This window comes from Candidatus Neomarinimicrobiota bacterium (genome assembly GCA_021734025.1).
In the GTDB taxonomy this organism is placed as follows: Bacteria; Fidelibacterota; JAANXI01; order JAANXI01; family JAANXI01; genus JAANXI01.
This window is the reverse complement of record JAIPJS010000012.1, coordinates 99,976-118,317: the sequence shown is the minus strand read 5'-3', so window position 1 is coordinate 118,317 and position 18,342 is coordinate 99,976. Positions and strand designations below refer to the sequence as shown.

14 protein-coding genes are annotated in these 18,342 nt (G+C 49.9%); 11 read left to right on the top strand and 3 right to left on the bottom strand.

Annotation, left to right across the window (positions count from 1 at the left end):
* Positions 1 to 65: 65 nt before the first annotated feature.
* The 6 genes from K9N57_12920 (at position 66) to K9N57_12895 (ending at position 6,563) form a co-directional block, all read left to right on the top strand.
* Positions 66 to 1,994, top strand: coding sequence for a T9SS type A sorting domain-containing protein (locus K9N57_12920; protein MCF7805086.1), 1,929 nt, complete (start codon positions 66 to 68; stop codon positions 1,992 to 1,994).
* A 192-nt stretch (positions 1,995 to 2,186) separates the two neighbouring features.
* Positions 2,187 to 2,858: a class I SAM-dependent methyltransferase gene (locus K9N57_12915; protein ID MCF7805085.1), complete on the top strand. Its 672-nt coding sequence runs from the start codon at positions 2,187 to 2,189 to the stop codon at positions 2,856 to 2,858.
* Between the two features lie 267 nt (positions 2,859 to 3,125).
* A complete protein-coding gene (locus K9N57_12910; GenBank protein MCF7805084.1) occupies positions 3,126 to 3,569 on the top strand; it encodes a DUF202 domain-containing protein in 444 nt (147 codons plus the stop codon).
* Positions 3,570 to 3,784: 215 nt separating this feature from the next.
* A complete protein-coding gene (locus K9N57_12905) occupies positions 3,785 to 4,741 on the top strand; it encodes a hypothetical protein (protein MCF7805083.1) in 957 nt (318 codons plus the stop codon).
* A gap of 163 nt (positions 4,742 to 4,904) precedes the next feature.
* Positions 4,905 to 6,026: a class I SAM-dependent RNA methyltransferase gene (locus K9N57_12900; protein ID MCF7805082.1), complete on the top strand. Its 1,122-nt coding sequence runs from the start codon at positions 4,905 to 4,907 to the stop codon at positions 6,024 to 6,026.
* 327 nt (positions 6,027 to 6,353) lie between these two features.
* Positions 6,354 to 6,563 carry a cold-shock protein gene (locus tag K9N57_12895; protein ID MCF7805081.1) on the top strand — a complete coding sequence of 70 codons (210 nt, stop codon included), beginning with the start codon at positions 6,354 to 6,356 and terminating at the stop codon, positions 6,561 to 6,563.
* Between the two features lie 97 nt (positions 6,564 to 6,660).
* Here K9N57_12895 and K9N57_12890 read toward each other — a convergent pair whose 3' ends face one another.
* The 3 genes from K9N57_12890 to K9N57_12880 form a co-directional block, all read right to left on the bottom strand.
* Positions 6,661 to 7,482, bottom strand: coding sequence for a hypothetical protein (locus K9N57_12890; GenBank protein MCF7805080.1), 822 nt, complete (start codon positions 7,480 to 7,482; stop codon positions 6,661 to 6,663).
* On the bottom strand, positions 7,475 to 8,509 hold the full coding sequence (locus K9N57_12885; GenBank protein MCF7805079.1) for a hypothetical protein: 1,035 nt from the start codon (positions 8,507 to 8,509) through the stop codon (positions 7,475 to 7,477). The genes K9N57_12890 and K9N57_12885 overlap by 8 nt, the downstream gene beginning before the upstream one ends.
* A 186-nt stretch (positions 8,510 to 8,695) precedes the next feature.
* A complete protein-coding gene (locus K9N57_12880; protein ID MCF7805078.1) occupies positions 8,696 to 9,439 on the bottom strand; it encodes a UDP-2,3-diacylglucosamine diphosphatase in 744 nt (247 codons plus the stop codon).
* A 406-nt stretch (positions 9,440 to 9,845) separates the two neighbouring features.
* Here K9N57_12880 and K9N57_12875 point away from each other — a divergent pair, with 406 nt between their 5' ends.
* The 5 genes from K9N57_12875 (at position 9,846) to K9N57_12855 (ending at position 18,112) form a co-directional block, all read left to right on the top strand.
* The gene (locus K9N57_12875; protein MCF7805077.1) at positions 9,846 to 13,004 is read left to right on the top strand and encodes a biopolymer transporter Tol; all 3,159 of its coding nucleotides are present in this window, start codon (positions 9,846 to 9,848) and stop codon (positions 13,002 to 13,004) included.
* Between the two features lie 226 nt (positions 13,005 to 13,230).
* A complete protein-coding gene (locus K9N57_12870) occupies positions 13,231 to 13,860 on the top strand; it encodes an ABC transporter permease (protein MCF7805076.1) in 630 nt (209 codons plus the stop codon).
* A gap of 94 nt (positions 13,861 to 13,954) precedes the next feature.
* Positions 13,955 to 15,313, top strand: coding sequence for a DNA repair protein RadA (gene radA, locus K9N57_12865; protein MCF7805075.1), 1,359 nt, complete (start codon positions 13,955 to 13,957; stop codon positions 15,311 to 15,313).
* A gap of 76 nt (positions 15,314 to 15,389) precedes the next feature.
* Complete coding sequence (locus K9N57_12860; protein ID MCF7805074.1) at positions 15,390 to 16,748, top strand: insulinase family protein; 1,359 nt, start codon at positions 15,390 to 15,392, stop codon at positions 16,746 to 16,748.
* Complete coding sequence (locus tag K9N57_12855) at positions 16,745 to 18,112, top strand: insulinase family protein (protein MCF7805073.1); 1,368 nt, start codon at positions 16,745 to 16,747, stop codon at positions 18,110 to 18,112. Before K9N57_12860 ends, K9N57_12855 begins: the two co-directional genes overlap by 4 nt.
* Positions 18,113 to 18,342 lie beyond the last annotated feature (230 nt).

Genomic DNA, 18,342 nt, shown 5'->3' with positions numbered 1-18,342 from the left:
GTACGGTTCACCCGGGAATTGTGCTGCCCGGGAAATAACCTGAAAACACAGACCGGGGAAAATACATGTTCAGCAGAGGGATCACGATACTTTGTAGCCTGATATTTATAACCGCAGGTCTCAACGCCGAAGAGATAATCATCCAGGAAAACGAGACCGGCTTTTGTAATGTCGACGGAACTATTGTGTTAAAAGAAGACAATCCCGGTGATCCTATTGCCGAAGGGGCAACCGGTGACGGATATGCAGATACCGGATTTGGTGTGGATGTGAGTATTAGCTGGAGCGTGTATGCAGAAGTGGCCGGAACGTATACCCTTCTCTGGCGATATGCCGTTGGTGGTGATGCTGGCGATCGTCCCGGTGAACTGCTTATAAACGGCGCATCGTATCTGGAAACCGTAAATTTTCCCCACACAAGCGAGTGGTATGATTGGACGGTTAGTGATTCCCTTGAAGTGGAACTGGAAGCCGGAACCAATAAAATACGGCTTGAGGCACATAAGGAGAACGGACTCGGTAACTACGATTATCTGAAGGTGGTTGGCGACGGGATTTCCGCCTCCGAGTGTACGCCATCGTACACGGTAAGCGTGGGACAGAATACCGCCGACTGGGGAACGGTCTCCTACGATCCGGTACAGAAATATTACGAAGAAGGCACAGAAATTACGCTCACCGCAAACGCGAGCGACGGGTATTTTTTCCAGTCCTGGTCTGGGACGGTTCCCGGATCCACCGCGACACATACTATTACCGTGGAAGACAACATCGAAGCCGAAGCCATTTTTCTCCCGGAGGGAACAGCGCCTGATCCGAATCTAGTGGGATACGCGGCGGTGCAGGACGATAAGGGCACGCCGTATTTTACCATCGGCGGAGCGCTGGGCGATACGGTCACAGCCGGGACTTTCGATGAACTGCAGGCGCACATGGACAATCCTGATCCGCTGGTTATCGAAGTGGCCGGTCTCATTGAGACGCACCGGCAGCTCTCATTCAGTTCGGATAAAACGTTATTGGGTACCAGTGAAAATGCACAACTGAAGGGTATCGAACTGGACATCAACGGGGTACGGAACGTGATTATCCGGAATATGAAGATCGGGTTTGTGAAGGATACGCTCAATGTAGCCGACGCCGTGGTCATCACCGGGGGATCGAAAAATATCTGGATAGACCACTGTGAGTTGCTTTCCGACCGGGACCACGGGAAAGATTATTATGACGGGCTGCTGGATATCAAGAATGAGTCGTCGTTTATTACTATTTCCTGGACAAAGCTCCACGATCATGAGAAAGTCAGCCTGATTGCCTCCGGCGATGACAGCGAGCAGGATTCGGTGATCAGGGCAACCTATCACCATAACTATTTCTACAATTGCGGCTCCCGCCTGCCCAGTATCCGGTTTGGCAGGGCACATCTCTTTAACAATTACTATCAGAGTAACAGTACAGCAATCAATTCCAGGATGGGGGCCTGCGTACGCGTCGAACGGAACTATTTTGAGGACGTCGGTACTGCAGTTATGATGGTGTACAGCCCGGAAAAGGGCGCCGTCCAGCTGATCGACAATCATTTTGGCGATGCCAATTATTCGGACTCACCCACCTGCGAACTGGACGTACCGTACGAGTACGAGGCGTTCCTGGACGCAACGGAAGACGTTCCGGAAATCGTGACCGGGGAACTTGGAGTTGCTGTAGAGGATGATCCGGTGGCGGTTGTGTCGGAATTTTCGCTGGGGAACTACCCGAACCCGTTTAACGCGGAGACTCGAATCGAATTTTCATTGCCGAATCGTTCGGAAGTCAATTTGACAGTCTACGATCTCCGTGGGAGACCGGTCGCTCATCCCATCGCTGGGAAAACCTATGGTCCCGGAGTGCATACCATAGATTGGAACGCCTCAGAGATGCCGTCCGGGATCTATTTTTATCGCATCAGAACCGGCAGCAAGATTCTGACTCAAAAGATGGTGCTGTTGAAATAGCCTTCCTCTTACAGTGTTCGGTAACTTTCACCGCGAAAGTGAAGAACCTAACAGCAAAACGGGTGCCTCCTCCCGGAACGCCTATTTTTTTATTTATCTCCAATGGAGGCAATATAAAGTTAGACGTGTTTTTCTCCGCAGCCAGTTTATATTTTAAACCAACAGAAAACTATCCAGCGTCCACCTGATAATATGAATGAAATTCGGCCGTGTCCCGCTTGCAAGGGGCGGGAACTCAAAGAGGAGTATTTTGAGGAACCGTTCTATGTGATGAAATGCCAAAACTGTGATCTGGTTTTCCTCGGAAATCCCCCGGAAGATGAGTCGTTATACGACGAATTTTATGCCGGTTCTGGCGACTCCGGCGAGGACTACCACGCAGACTCTCCTGTCCTGACTCTTCGGGAGATGTATCACATTAATGCGCAGCGCATAGAACTCATAACACGGTTCGAGAACACCGGATTTCTATTGGATATTGGATGCGGCAACGGGTTTTTTTTAGCCAGCCTGAAGGAGCAAACTTCCATTGACGGTTTAGGCGTTGATATTGCCGGGGATGCCGTCGAGTTTGCCCGGCGTGAATTTGGCGTGGCTGCAAAAACAGCGACAATCGGTGATCTTCTGGAAGAGGAACACAGGTTCGATATCATAACACTCTGGCACGTGCTCGAACATTTCAAAGACCCGTTTCGGATCCTGCGTAAGGTGCATGCGCTCCTCAAACCGGGAGGAGCATGCGTCATCGAAGTACCCAACCTTAATAGCCTGAAATTCAGGTTGGCCAGAGAGAAATGGGAAGGAGGCAATCATCCCCGGTATCACCGGACTTTTTTACGCCGAAGACACTCCGGCGAGCGCTAAAGAATACGGGTTTTCGGTCGGTGAAACGGATGCCGCTGTCGTATAGCCTGCCCTGGCGTAATGCGCTGTACAATAGTGCGAAAAAAGTGCTGAATTATTTGGGCCTGGATGCGTTCCTCTGTTTCGTCGCCAGGAAATAGAATCTATACCGTGCCAGTTCTATACTTTTCTATTTGCCCGTACCAACGACATTACCTTGAACATCCTTCAATTGTCTCCTGTAATTATTACCTTTTCCCGTAAGCAAGGTAAGTGAGGAGGATTAGTATGAGTGAACAACCACCTGATACTCAGGGGGAGAAACAATCCCAAATCAAAAGTACCCACGATTACCAGACGTATCTCATCTGGAAAACCGGTCATATTAATAACGAACGCAAATATTTGGCATGGATTCGCGCCAGTATCGGTCTGTTTACGCTGGGATTCATCGTGGAACGAATTGAACTGTTTCTAAAAAATTCCGCGGCACGGGAAGTGGCCGACCATTTTACCGATCTGCCATTTTCAAACATGGTAATTCCCCTGGTTTTCTTTGCCCTTGGTGGACTAATTATCATCATTGCCACCTTGGAATTCTTCGTAGATCGGCGCCGACTGAACGAAATGGAAGAGGAATCCACACGCAGGCTGGATGTCCTTATCGTCAGCACGCTTATACTTCTGGTCGTGGTTGCCGTCCTGTTCTTGTTGCCTGGATTTTCCGTGTAATTAATTGTAGTTGAGCAGATTACCGGTATTCCTCCGAGGGGGCTCACAATTCCACAGCGAATTTCTCCGGCTTATAGGAGAATAGTAATCTGGTGAGACAGTGCGGATCAAATTCGACGAATACTGTAGAATATTTTAAAAATTTCTGGTTTGTATCCCTGGGTGATTTTCCTAAAATACTGGCTGCTTACAGGTAAAACTATGGAGGTTGACCAGTGTCTCGGATCCTGTCTTTTGTCTGTCTCTTTTTCATACTGTCTTTCCTGTCATTTGTATCAGCGCCGGGGAAAGCCGCCGAAATTTATACCGTTGATGCCAGCCCTGACTCGGGATTTCACTGGCCGTACATGCTGCTGATCCCCGATTCGATCACCTCTCCCGAGGATGGAACGCCCCTGCTTGTGGCACCCAATAATACCGGAAGAACCTCAGACAGTTTTGCCGTTCATTTGGAGGCAGCTAATAAATATATACACATGATCCAACCGGTCGCAAATCAACTGCACATACCGATATTGATGCCTGTATTCCCTAGACCGGGTTCCGAGTGGCGCAGTTATATCCATGCACTGGATCGAGAGACACTCACTGCAAGCAGTGAAAGATTAATCCGGATTGATAAGCAACTTGTGGCAATGATCAAGCATGCCCAAGCTTCGCTGGGAGAGCGGCTTGGCCCGATCAATCCGAAATCCGTATTCCTCGGTTTTTCCGCCTCCGGGATGTTCGTGAACAGGTTCGTCTTTTTACATCCGGACGCCGTGTTGGCTGGTATCATTGGATCGCCGGGAGGCTGGCCGCTGGCGCCCGTCAGTCATTATCAGAAGAAAAAATTGCGATTCCCAATCGGTATTGCTGACCTTGACTCGTTGGTTGGAGAACCGCTCAATATGGAACGTGTTCGGACTCTTCCATTGTACTTTTTTCTCGGCGACAAGGATGAGAACGATTCGGTCGTTTATGAAGATAGTTACGATATCTCCGATCGAAACGTTATCATGGAACTCTTCGGTGCTTCATTAACCAAACGCTGGACCATTGCGGAAGCAATGTACCGGCAAGCCGGATATACGAAGACAGAATTTCACCTATTCAGCGATATCGGGCATACAGTCGCACCGGAAATGCAGCAGGGGATCATGGCATTTATTCTCTCCACGATGAATAATTGAATAACTATACATCCAACGAACATTTTCGGATCTCCCGATGCAATAGTCGAGGCTTTTTGATACCTTGCGGACTGAAAAGATTATCCGCGCCAGCAATTAAAATCTAGAGGAACCTCAGGTATGGTTAATTGGGAGGAGAATGACCACACAAGCGCACTATAAGATGACCGCTACAACCCTCTACGGGTTGGAGGGGATACTCGCAACGGAATTAAAGTCACTCGGAGCGGCCGATATAAAGCAGGAGAACCGGGCAGTGACGTTCCGGGGGGATAAACGCCTGATGTATCGTGCCAACCTGGAGCTGCGGACGGCCCTCAAAGTATTGGTTCCGATCCATTCCTTCACCGCCAGAGATGAAAAAACGCTCTATCATTATATCAGGGAAGTCGACTGGAGCCAGTATTTGGATCTGTCTGACACCCTGGCAGTAGATTCCGTAGTCCATTCCAAGCATTTTACGCACTCCAAATACGTGGCGCTTAAGACCAAGGATGCCATCGTTGACCAATTCAGGAAGAAGACCGGGAAGCGCCCCTCGGTGGATGTGGAAGATCCGTCCCTGCGCATTAATCTGTATATCTCCCATGATGAATGTATCGTATCGCTGGACAGCTCCGGGGATTCTTTGCACCGGCGCGGTTACCGGAGGAGTGGGGATCAGGCGCCATTGAACGAGGTACTAGCTGCCGGAATGATTCAACTCACCGGGTGGGACCGGAACTCCCACTTCATCGATCCTATGTGCGGCGCGGGAACTATTTTATGCGAAGCAGCGATGTATGCACGGAATATTAGCCCGGGGATCTACCGGGAGACCTTCGGATTCCGGAAATGGCCGGATTTCGATGCCTATCTCTGGGAGGAGGTGCGCGCCGAAGCCCGGGCGAAAGTGCGGGAATTCGGATACCTGGTTATCGGTTCGGACCGGTCGGGCAATGCGCTGGATGCGGCCAGAGAAAATATTGTCAGAGCAGAACTGGATGATGATATCCGGTTATCCCGAACGCCGTTCGAAGAACGAACCCCAAGTGTGGATAGCGGTATCCTCGTGATGAATCCTCCCTACGGGGAGCGGATGAAGGTGGAGGACATCAAGGCATTCTACGGGGAAATTGGTGACCAGCTGAAGCAGCACTATCCCGGATTTGATGCCTGGATACTGAGCGGCAATCTGGAGGCAATTAAACATGTGGGATTGCGGCCAGCGGAAAATATTACGCTGTACAACGGCCCTATCGAGTGCCGGTTTCAAAAGTTTCCGATTTATCGCGGAAGTAAATGATAAAATACGTTGCCGCATAAGATTGGCTTCCCGTTTCGATATTGTGTTTCCGGTGCGATATTATCAATCGAGTGGGAAGATAGTGCTATCAGCAAACCGAACGATTATAAGAGCGGTAAATCTTAATAAGATTAGATATAATCTGGTAATTTTTTAAACATCTAGAAAAAACAAGGACTATGGTTCATCTTGACAAATTCAAACCGGGGTCGTACTTTTTCCGGGAACAGGCAGAATCTCTGAGTTGTCAAGGACTACTATCCTGTTTACGTCTCGGATTTATTTGCCAGCAATGTAACGTAGTAAGGAACAGGAGGACATGGGATTATGGCAGAGCGAGAAACTGGCACTGTCAAGTGGTTTAATAACTCGAAGGGTTTTGGTTTTATCGTTCGGGACCAGGGTGGCGACGTATTCGTACACTTCAGCGAAATTCAGGGTGATGGTTTCCGTTCCCTGGAAGAAGGCCAAAAGGTGGAATTTACAGTAACCGAGGGCGAAAAAGGCCCGCAGGCCCAGGAAGTAACACTCGTCTGATTGTATTCACCCCATTTGACGAAAAAAAAGCGGCAGGTTCGTTAGAACCTGCCGCTTTGTATTTTACGCCGAAAAATTTATAGACGGTTGTTGGGATCTACCGTTCTTCATCCCAGTGAATTTCATACGTATAATAACTGATTGTTGCATTCGGTGGCGTGAATACTGAACAGGTAAAACTCGCGGATTCGCCCGGTTCAATGGAGGTATCCGAAAGAACGGCCGTATTAAAGGTATGTGTGGAACCATCGATAAATGCAGAGTCTGTCGCCACCACATTAGCGGATTGATTCGATAGCTGGAATACGATACGGACGAAGTCGGCACGGCGTACACCGGTGTTTTTTACCCGGCCCCGGTACACCCGCTTATCTTCGTGAGTCTCTTCCTCGATAGGACCGTCGAGCTCAATTTTAGCTTTGGGTGGTTCCGCCGGGCGTGTGTCCTTTATTAATTTCCGATCCAGCGTCAGATGACCAATCTGGGTCTGAACAATAATTTCGTCGATGGTCTCCCGCAGAACTTTCCCGCGGACAGTTGTTCCGTTCACGAGTTCTATTTCATGTGTGATTTGAGGAACCGAGAGCACTTTTTGGATTTCTCTCTGGAGGGTGAATGGCGATATATCGCCGCCCGCGTTTCTGACTTGCCGGCGCAGGGTCCGTATTGATCTTTTCAGGCTGTCCACATCCTGTTCCAGTTGATAGAATCGGTCCGAATCACGCCGGTTGGGCTGACCAGTTCGGTCGGTCTGTGCCGGACTACGCACGGTATCCATCTGAGTGTTCTGAGCTTGCGAGATTGTATCAGCAGTGGAAGTTGCCTCCGGCGCGGCAGATTCCTTACCACCACGGAACAACGAACAGGAGGTAAACAGGAGAAAAAATAGTAATACCGGAATAAGGTGACTTTTATTCATTCCGCCACCGTTCCATTTGTGTGGAATGTGCTTCCAGTGTGGCTCGCCGCAGCCGCTCCATTTGTGCGGGGGTACCTTGCTGGTGAATAATGGCATACACCTGTTCATAGAAGAGGTAGTTATCGGGATCCCGCATCAGGCTGATCAGGTTTTCGTATAATGTGGGATCATCGTATTGGCCGATAGCCTCAATCGCCTGACGGCGCACATTAGTTGGTAATTCCTTATTAGCCGTTATTTCCGATAACGCTGGCTTCAACTGTGGATCGGTGAATTTTTGCATAGCCCGGGTCAACGCATCGAGCAACGCAAAATACCGTTCCTGACCTGTGTTATAGGACTCAATAAGTGCGACTAGCAGATCGGCATTTTGCACTTCATTCGAGGCATCCAGGGCAAAATCGCGCATCTGGATTTCCGTCTGAGGGTCCTGCAACATCTGAACGAATAAATTTGCAATTTCCGGATTTTCTTTCTCGGCTAGCATATCTATGGCTTTATTCCGGGTGTGGAGGGACACTGATTTATCCCGGGCAATTCTCATAAGAATAGGTACCACCTGTTCATCGTCAAATTGGCCGAGGGTTTCGGTCATATTTTCTTCGAAACTGACATAGTCCATTTTGGCTGCTTCATACGCATCGATCATCCTGAGGACCATGTCCGGTGTTGCCGTTGCTTTCATGCCATCCAGCAACGCAGTTCGGAGGGCGGCCCATTTGCCCCGGAAGTTATTAAAAGTTGCGAGAAATACCTGGCCGCTCGCAGCGTCGCCGCTCTGCTCTAAAACTCGAGCAGTTTCAATATATAGCGTGAGATTTATCGTCTGTAGATCCTGAAGAACACTGCGCATGGCCTCTCTGGCTGCCGGTGCATCACTATCTGCCAGGGAATTAAGTGCCGCAAGTCGCACCGCCGGGCTTGCCTCATCGGATTGGTACGTTGCGATCAGGGATTGCAGCGACGTTTCATTGCCCTGGGCTGCTTTTTGTTGCAGCTGGGCGACTTCCGGTTTTGAGTCTGCCACCTTAACACTGGAACCACATCTCACCATGAAAATTGACGTAGCGATTACGATACAGTATACAACAGATCGGATTATTTGAGGCCTGAATTTTCTCATGGAAGAATGTGGTGTGTTAAATTTCTCAAAAACATACCTGCATTTGAGTGAATAGTCAAGTGTAAGTCCCTTGCCTGCGGGATTTTCTGGTTAGTCCTTCAACAGATAATTGAGGGTAAATTCATGTCCGTCAAAATACCCGAAGCTGTAAAACCGAAGCCAGTCGCCGAGATTGACAAATGTCTGCCCCTGTTCGGTGTGGATATGGGGATGGTGTAAATGGCCCATGACAACATAGTCGTATCCCTCAGCAAAAACGGTTTTGACGTATTCGTGATAGACCCGGCGCAGCAGATTACGGTTTCGTTCAAGGTCAAATTTATTGTATTTGCGGGAAGTGGAAGAGACGTGTTTGGCCAGCCGAAATCCCCAGTCCGGATGCAGGAGTCGGAACAGGCGAATTGCTAACGGGTGCCGGAGTATTTTCTTGAGAAAACGGTATCCTTTATCGTCAGCCAGGACTCCATCACCGTGACAAATCCAGAGCCGCTTGTCTCCGAATTCCAGTTCCATGGGCTCGGGGTGGATGTAAACGCCAACCTGCTCTTCCCAGAATTCGCCGATCCAATAATCGTGATTTCCGGAGAGATAGTGCACTTCGATACCGGCCCTCACCAGCTCCCGGATTATTTCTATCACCTCAAGGTGATGTCGCGGGATTGCGTATTTGTACTCGAACCAAAAATCATAAAGATCACCGACGATAAACAGTTGGGCTGCGTCATCGAACATCCGCTCGGCTAATCGACGCAGCTGGTGGAGTTTCTCTTGATCCTGTGGGGTGGGATCGACGTGAAAATGTAAATCCGAAATAAAATACAGTGCGTTGGCCATAACTCTCTTATTCTTTCATAATGGCGCGAAATTACAGGTGTGGGTGCACAATGGCAACGGAATTTACCCCATTGGATATACTGCATTATCGCCATTTAGGCACACACCAGAAGAAATTTCCACTCTGAATTCCGGAGCGACAAATCCATCTTTGCAATTACAGTTATTTTTTAACGAAACTCGCTCACGGAGCCGGATGAAAAATACGTTGATCCCCCCGGTTGCCTTCTCTAAAATTGTGGCACACCATTTGGGGACGGAAATTCGGTATTTGCCACCGCACTTTCTTGGATAGTTCGGACGATTCGACACCTTGATTCCACTAAACCCTGTAGAATTGCAGACCGTTTTCGGTTCTCGGAATGGAGTGGGGAACCTTTAAAGGATTAACCTGTTTGAAAATACTATGAAAAAACAAATTTATCTCCATACAATAATTGGTTTAGCAATTACGATCGCCACGTTTTTTGTTTGCACGCCGGCGATGGGCCAGTCATTTGGCCAAAATAAAGTCCAGTACAAAGACTTTGAATGGTCGTTTATCCGCTCGGATAATTTTGAGGTCTACTTCTATCCGGGGCATCGGGATCTGGCAGTATTTACAGCGGAAACCGCCGAAAAGGCGCTTCAGCAGATCAGTAAAGAGCTGGATTGGAAACTTACCGAGCGGATTTCCATTATTGTCTACGCTTCCCACAATGATTTTCAGCAGACGAACGTCACACTCTCCTATCTGCCGGAAGGTGTCGGTGGGTTTACGGAGCTGTTTAAAAACCGGATCGTCGTTCCGTATGAAGGGGACTACGAACAGTTCCGGCATGTTATTCACCATGAGTTGGTCCACGGTGTAATAAATGATTTTCTGTATGGTGGCTCAATTCAGTCCATCGTCAGCGGGCGCGTGACCGTCCAGCTGCCGGGATGGATGTCCGAAGGGTATCCGGAATATTCTTCCATGTATTGGGATACGAAAGCGGATATGATTCTGCGGGATCTGGCAGTTAACGGCCAGCTGCCCCGGGTGCAGCAATTGAACGGCTACCTGTCCTACAAAGGAGGGCAGGCCGTAATGAAGTATATCTCCGATACCTATGGCGAACCGAAAATCGGAGAACTCTTTAACCAGATAAAACGAAAACGCAGCGTCGAAGCCGGCGTGAAAGCCGCACTTGGCGGTGGTTTTGAGGAACTGAGCAAACGCTGGCGGAAATATCTCCGGAAGCAGTACTGGCCGGATATCGAGGGCCGAAAAGACGTGCAGGAAATTTCCCGCCAACTGACCGATCACGAAGAATTGAAAAATTACTATAATATCGCCCCGTCAATCTCCCCTGACGGAGGACGGATTGCGATACTGTCCGATCGGGACGGATATGCCGATATCTATATAATCTCTACCCAGGACGGGGAAGAGATTAAGAAGATTGTCTCCGGCAACCGAACGCCGGACTTTGAGGAACTCAAGTGGCTCCAGTCGGGAATTACGTGGTCACCGGATGGAGAACGCATTGCTTTGACGAGCAAGGCGGGCGACCGGGACGCGCTCCACATAATTAATGTTGAGACAGAAGAGAAAAAATCATATACCCTTCGGGTCCCCAATCTTTTTACGGCGGATTGGTCGCCGGACGGCAAAAAAATGGCGCTGGTTGGCCATGATAACGCCCAGAGCGATATTTATGTATACGACTTACAATCCAAAGAACTCACGAATATTACCAATGATCTCTATTCGGATACTGAACCCAAGTGGAGTCCGGACGGCTCAAAAATAGCGTTCGTTTCCGACCGGAACGGCCGGGCACAGACCCCGAATGAACCGATGGATGAATTTAATTATACGAATAAAGACGTATATGTCTACTCGATCGAGGATCAATCCATTGAGCGAATTACGGATTCCCCGGGAGATGAAAATTATCCTGTCTGGTCCCATACGGATAATAAAGTTGCCTACACCTCTGATGAATCGGGCGTCTATAATATTTACATCCACGATATGGACTCCGGTGAGCAGTATGCGATAACGAACATACTTACCGGGATTCAACAGTTGACCTGGTCCTCGGATGACTCCCGCCTGATATTTTCCGGCTATCGGGAAGGCGGCTGGGATGTGTATACGCTGACGAATCCGCTGGAAATTGAACCGGGTTCCGTTACCCCACCACTTACAAATTTTCGCAAGCGGCAAAATGAAGAAAAAATGCCGCAGATCTTCTCAAAACCGACGGTAAACGCTGCCGATTTGGCTGCCTTCTCCGTGGATGAAGACGAGAAAGGTACCCGGAAAACCGCCCGGGCCGAGGGGCGCGAATATTCCAAATACGTCTTTGCGCCGGGATATGACTGGCAGGCGTCCTCACCGGACTCGGCAGAGGAAGCGGCGTTTCGGGATACCCTTACCTCTAAAAATGACAGCGGTGAATACGTAGAACATGATTATAAAACGCGTTTTACCCTGGATTTGATCAACAGCCAGGCAGCGTATAACACCTTCTTCGGATTTCAGGGCAGCACGGTCTTTATGTTTAGCGATATTCTCGGAAATCACCGGTTTGAACTGGCAACGGATCTGTTCATTGATCTGCAGAACAGCAGTTATTATCTGACCTATTACTACCTCAAGAAACAGACCAATTATGGGTTGACACTGTTCAACTTTCCCAACTTCTTCAGGGATTATTATAGCCCCATAATCTATCGATACCGAAACTATGGTACGGTCGGGAGCGTCTCCAGGCCGTTCTCCAAGTTTACCCGTATCGATTTTGACGCAATGTATTATAACGTGGAAATGCAGACTCTGCAGATTCCGCCGGACCATCCGTTATATCGGAATGAACTTATTCAGACTATCATCCCCTCAGTTTCGTTCGTCTATGACAACTCGATATTTGGGTACACCGGCCCGCACGATGGCACCCGGTTCAATCTCTCATATTCACAAAGCCCCAGGTACAATGAAAATAGCCTGGAGTACCAGACGGTCGAATTTGATTTCCGGAAATATTGGATGATTAACCGGGAATACAGCGCAGCGTTTCGTCTGACTGGCGGCGCTAGCGAAGGGGAAAATGCCCAGCGATTTTTTATGGGTGGGGTGCCGAACTGGTTTAACCGGGATTTCCGTAATGACCTGACAACTTACGTTCAAGATCCGGAAAACATCTACTTCTCCAAATTTATTATGCCGGTTCGGGGGGCCCGTTATTACGAACGAGCCGGCACCCGATACGCACTATTGAATGCTGAATTCCGTTTTCCGTTTATACAGTATTTTATGATGCGATTCCCACTGCCGGTCTTTTTCCAGAATATCCGCGGGAATTTCTTCTGGGATAGCGGAGTCACGTGGTTTAACGATGACCTGAGTTTTATGAAAGTTAATGATCTCGGTCAGCATGTCTTCGATGACCTGGTAGCCGGATACGGCTATGGATTCCGGATAAATATGGGCTATTTCCTGTTAAAAATTGATGTGGCCTGGGCTATTGACAGTTTTCACATCTTTGGAAGCGCGTCATCGCCGAAATACTACTTTTCACTTGGAACGGACTTTTAACGGACCGGTTGATGGGTAGATAGCCGAACTCTCCCGTTGCAGTGAACCGTCAGTTGCGGTATCTTTTAGGCCCATGCGAGCACAAATCCAACGGTTTATTCAATTTATTGGCAGACGGACACTGATAGTTTTTCGTGAGCTGGGGAGTATCGCCCTGCTCATTGCCCGCATTATCGTCAATCTTCCGAATCTCTTTAAAGATTGGGGCCTTTTCATCGATCAGGCAATGCAGATCGGGGTCAGGTCTTTACCATTGGTAACGGTCGTCTCCATCTTTGCCGGTGCGGTTTCAGCCTGGCAGGCGGCCTATCAGCTAGCCGGATTGATGCCGCTGGATTTTCTGGGTTCCGCAGCAGGGAAAGCTGTACTGCTGGAAATGGGCCCGGTGTTAACCGGACTCGTTATTGCCGGGAGAAATGGGGCATCAATCGCGGCCGAAATTGGGACCATGCGTGTATCCGAACAGGTGGACGCACTGGAGAGTATGGCCATTGATCCGGTGCGGTATCTGGCCATGCCACGGGTGTTAGCGGCGACGATCATGCTCCCGATAGTTATTGTGTTTGCAGATGCTATTGCTATGGGGGGCGCTTTTGCAGTGGCAAATTTGGTCTATAACCAGGGAGCCAATGTCTTCTTTGGCGCATTCCGGCAGTATTTTGTAGTCGTGGATATCGTGGTGAGTTTAGTTAAGGGGCTGGTTTTTGGCTTTACCACATCACTGATTGGTGTTCATGTCGGCTTGGCGACCTTTGGCGGTGCGAAAGGTGTTGGGAACGCAGCTATTCGTTCCTTTGTCTATTCTTCAGCGGTCATCCTGATTAATGACTTCCTGATTGCGATGATTATTTTGTGAAAATGCAATGCGATTAATTGGACAGAGACGGAGCAGGCTGGGGCTCAACAGTAGAAATTGACAGAATAATACAAAAAATTATTAAACTTACCTGATGGCAAAAAAACGTACCATAGTATACTCTTGTACAGAATGCGGGGCCCAGTTTCCCAAATGGCAGGGACGATGCACCGAGTGCGGTACCTGGAACTCTTTGGTGGAAGAGACGAAGTCCGATCGGAAGAAGCGATCCGGGCAGGTAAAGACCAAACCGCCGATAAATATTAAAAAGATAAAGTCCAATCCGTTAAACCGGATCCCGACTGGCATAGGCGAATTTAACCGCGTGGTCGGTGGAGGACTCATTCCCGGCAGTGTGGTGTTGCTGGGCGGGCATCCCGGTATCGGCAAGTCGACGATTATGTTGCAGATTCTTGGGGAAGTCGCTGAAGGAACGGAATCCACTGTTTGCTATTTTTCCGGGGAAGAGTCCGAAACCCAGATCGGTGTGAGGGCTGACAGACTCGGAATTGACTCCGATCGGGTTCTCATTAGTAACGAGAATAATGTTGAGGGTATCCTTTCGGTACTGGATGACGAAAAACCTATTGTTGCGGTGGTGGATTCCATTCAGACGGCGTACACGGATGAAGTCGACAGTCTCCCGGGGAACGTGAGCCAGGTGCGGGAGTCGGCCGCGCTCCTCCAGCAGTATGCGAAGGAACAGCATTGTGTGATGGTGCTGGTTGGACATATTACCAAGGAAGGGCGTATCGCCGGACCCAAAATGCTGGAGCACCTCGTTGATACTGTCCTGTACCTGGAAGGGGACAACCATCACTTTTATCGTATCCTGCGTTCGGTGAAGAACCGGTTCGGCGCCACCAACGAGGTGGGCATCTTCGAGATGACCGAGCGCGGCATGCAGCCGGTGGGCAACCCATCGGACATGTTCCTCCAGGAGCGGAACGAACACATTCCCGGATCGGTGGTCGTCCCCAGTATGGAGGGGACCCGCCCATTCTTAGTTGAACTCCAGGCGCTGGCCTCCCAGGCGAATTACGGAACGCCGCAGAAAAACGCTACCGGTGTGGATATCCGCAGGCTTTCGCTCCTCCTCGCTGTACTGGAAAAACGGGTCGGCATGCACATCGGCACCAATGATATTTTCGTGAATCTCGTCGGAGGACTCCAGGTAGAGGAACCGGCGATTGATATGGGAATCATCACTGCTGTGGCGTCCAGTTTCCGGGAAATTCCGGTAGACGGTAAGACACTGCTTATCGGCGAAGTTGGTCTGGGGGGTGAGGTGCGTTCGGTCTCTCACATCGACGCACGAATCCAGGAGGGTAAGCGCATGGGATTCGAACGGGTTATCCTCCCCTGGCATAATAAAAAGGACACTCAGAACTTCTCGGGAATAAAGGTCGAGCGCGTCCGGACAGTGCAGGATGCGTTTGAAATTCTCTGGTAAAAGTTTTGCTCCGAAGGTGTAAAAATTGCCGGCTCATTTCTGCCGGTATGTTGTCAATCGTAAAAAGGAGAATCGTATGAAACCTCGCATTTTGCTTATTCTGTTTGCGCTGTGTGTCGCCGCTCTACCGGCCATCGGCGCGGAAGAAGCACCGTTTGAAACCATGATGTTGGATAACGGGATGGAGATTGTGGTGATCGAGAACCACACCGTGCCACTGGCCACCATCGAAATTGTGGTGAAAAACGGCGCCTACACCGAACCGCCGGAATACGACGGGCTCTCGCATCTGTATGAACATATGTTTTTTAAGGCCAATAAAGGGATACCAAGTCAGGAAGCTTATATGGACAGGGCACGGGAGCTGGGCATGGTGTGGAACGGTACCACCAGCGACGAGCGGGTGAATTACTTTTTTACGCTGTCCAAAGATTCGCTCCGAAGCGGGATGGTCTTCATGAAAAATGCCATCCGGTATCCGCTCTTTCTTGAAGAGGAGATGGCAAAAGAAAATCACGTGGTGGACGGCGAATTTGACCGGAACGAGGCCAGCCCGTTTTTCCAGGTGTATCGTGCGACGAACCAAAAGATGTGGACCAGGTTCTGGAGTCGGAAGAATACTATCGGCGATCGGGAGGTGATTCTGAGCGCCACCCCAGAAAAGATGCGGACCATCCAGCACCGGTATTATGTGCCGAATAACTCGGCGCTCATCGTTTCCGGGGACGTGGAACCGGAGACCGTCTTCGCTATAGCCAAAGAGATGTACGGCGATTGGGAACGCGCAGCGGATCCGTTCGAGGAATATCCCGTCCCGGAGCATCCACCCATCGAGTCCGCCGTTGACACAGTCGTGACGCAGCCGGTGAACGTCTCCATGCTGATGATCGGTTGGCACGGCCCGAAAGCCCTGGATGACGTGAAGTCGACCTTCGCGGCGGACGTGTTTTCCTTCATCCTGGGGCAGCAGACGTCAAAATTCCAGAAGAATATGGTAGACTCCGGCATCGCGCTCCAGGCGGATATCAGCTATTATACGCTGCAACACACCGGTCCGATTACCGCAAATATAGTCTCAGCGCCCGGGAATGTGCTGAAGGCCAAGGAAGCCTTAATGGCTGAAATCGAAAAATTTACTGACCCGGATTATTTCACCGATGAGCAGCTGGAAACGGCGAAAAACCTGCTGGAGGTTGATGCGATTTACAATCGGGAAAAAGCCAGCGAATACGCCCACACCGTATCATTCTGGTGGGCTGTGACCGGACTGGATTATTACCGGGATTATATCGAGAACCTCCGGGCGGTCAGCCGCCAGGATATCGTGAATTACGTCAACACATATATTAAAGGCAAACCGCACGTGGTGGCGGCGCTGGTGAGTCCGGAAACGCAGGAGTCGCTGCAGTTAACCAAAGGGAGTTTAGTCCAATGAAAACGATTCGGTTTCTCACAATTATCGGCATTATCGGAATATTGATTATTGGATGTGGCTCCACCAAAGAACAGACAACCACCACCACTTCCATGGAAGGTGAAATGCAGCAGAAATCGATGGAGGACGGGGCTACCTCTTTTGAAGTGAACGGACTCAAAGTGATAACCAAACGGACGCCGGGGAATCCTGTGATTGCAACGGGATTCTACCTGGACAGTGGGACCCGGTATGAGCCGGTAGACCTCGCCGGTATCGAACGGTTCATGTTCGAAACCGCCACCCGGGGCACTGAGTCCCTTTCCAAAGATGAACTGAATGCCCGGCTGGAATCCATGGGCACGGATATCGGCACAGAAGTCACGTACGATTACAACGGACTGACGATGACATCATTGCAGCGTAATTTTGACGAATCCTGGAGTTTGTACGCAGATATCCTTCTGAATCCCACTTTTCCGGAAGCGGAAGTCGAACTCGTCAGACAACAACAGCTGAACGCCATCAAATCCGAACAGGATGATCCTGACAGTTACCTGCAGAGGATTTCTAACGATCTCTATTACGAAGGCCACCCGTATGCCGTCAGCCTGAACGGCACAACAGAATCTATCGAGGGTTTTTCCAGCGAAGCACTTTCCGAATACCATACGAAGAATGTCGTGAAGTCACGGGGTGTGCTCATTGTAGTGGGAGATATCTCTCCATCGGATGTCCGCGCCAAAGCTGCCGAATTAGCATCTGCGTTAACCGCGGGCACTGGTGAATACTCCACAGAGGAAATAATGAGTTTTGACGCAGGCGTAGCCGATCTGAAAATCATCTCCCGTGATCTCCCGACAAATTATATCCGGGGGCTGTGTATTGCGCCTGCCCCGGGTTCGGATGACTATCCGGCCTTCTTTGCAGCCATGAATATCCTGGACGACAAACTGTTCGAAGAGATCCGAACCAAGCGGAATCTCTCCTACGCGCCGGCATCCGGTATTTCCGTGCGCAAAGAGAATTACGGAATCCTGTATGTCACCACCGTTGCGCCGGACACTACGATTAAGGTGATGTTCGAGACTATCGATGGAATGATCGCGGAACCGCTCCCTGAGAAGGAGCTGACCGACATGATTACGCAGACTATCACCAGGGAACTGATGGGACAGGAGACCGCGGCCGCCCAGCGAAGCGAACTGGCTCGGTATGAGATCGTCGGTGGCGATTGGCGGAAGTCCGAGTCGTATATCAACGAACTAAAGCAGGTGACCCCGGAGGCGGTGCAGGCGAGTATGGCGAAATACGCCCGGAATTTCCACTTTGGCGTGGTCGGCGATTCCACGAAGATTGACCGGGAGTTGTTTACGAGTAAGTAAACTCCAAGTAAACTGTCGCTGATTCCCGCCACGGCGGGTTCGGTGACGGTTTTCTTCCTGATGCAAATCAGATTGAGTCATTCCGACTGAGTCTCACCCCGTCCGACTTAGTTTTGCTTCGCAATCTTCGCCACGGCGAATTGCGAGGCGTTCCTAATGGTGAAGCGGAGTTTTCTGCATCGCCCGACGCCGATCGCTCTCAAGGAAAGGATTACTAAATCGCCAAAGGC

Bases quoted from the DNA above. Each gene is read 5' to 3' on its own strand.
- K9N57_12890 (MCF7805080.1), bottom strand. From the start codon at position 7,482: ATGAATAAAAGTCACCTTATTCCGGTATTACTATTTTTTCTCCTGTTT.
- K9N57_12915 (MCF7805085.1), top strand. From the start codon at position 2,187: ATGAATGAAATTCGGCCGTGTCCCGCTTGCAAGGGGCGGGAACTCAAA.
- radA (MCF7805075.1), top strand. From the start codon at position 13,955: ATGGCAAAAAAACGTACCATAGTATACTCTTGTACAGAATGCGGGGCC.
- K9N57_12855 (MCF7805073.1), top strand. From the start codon at position 16,745: ATGAAAACGATTCGGTTTCTCACAATTATCGGCATTATCGGAATATTG.
- K9N57_12870 (MCF7805076.1), top strand. From the start codon at position 13,231: ATGCAGATCGGGGTCAGGTCTTTACCATTGGTAACGGTCGTCTCCATC.
- K9N57_12895 (MCF7805081.1), top strand. From the start codon at position 6,354: ATGGCAGAGCGAGAAACTGGCACTGTCAAGTGGTTTAATAACTCGAAG.
- K9N57_12920 (MCF7805086.1), top strand. From the start codon at position 66: ATGTTCAGCAGAGGGATCACGATACTTTGTAGCCTGATATTTATAACC.
- K9N57_12875 (MCF7805077.1), top strand. From the start codon at position 9,846: ATGAAAAAACAAATTTATCTCCATACAATAATTGGTTTAGCAATTACG.
- K9N57_12900 (MCF7805082.1), top strand. From the start codon at position 4,905: ATGACCGCTACAACCCTCTACGGGTTGGAGGGGATACTCGCAACGGAA.
- K9N57_12860 (MCF7805074.1), top strand. From the start codon at position 15,390: ATGAAACCTCGCATTTTGCTTATTCTGTTTGCGCTGTGTGTCGCCGCT.
- K9N57_12880 (MCF7805078.1), bottom strand. From the start codon at position 9,439: ATGGCCAACGCACTGTATTTTATTTCGGATTTACATTTTCACGTCGAT.
- K9N57_12910 (MCF7805084.1), top strand. From the start codon at position 3,126: ATGAGTGAACAACCACCTGATACTCAGGGGGAGAAACAATCCCAAATC.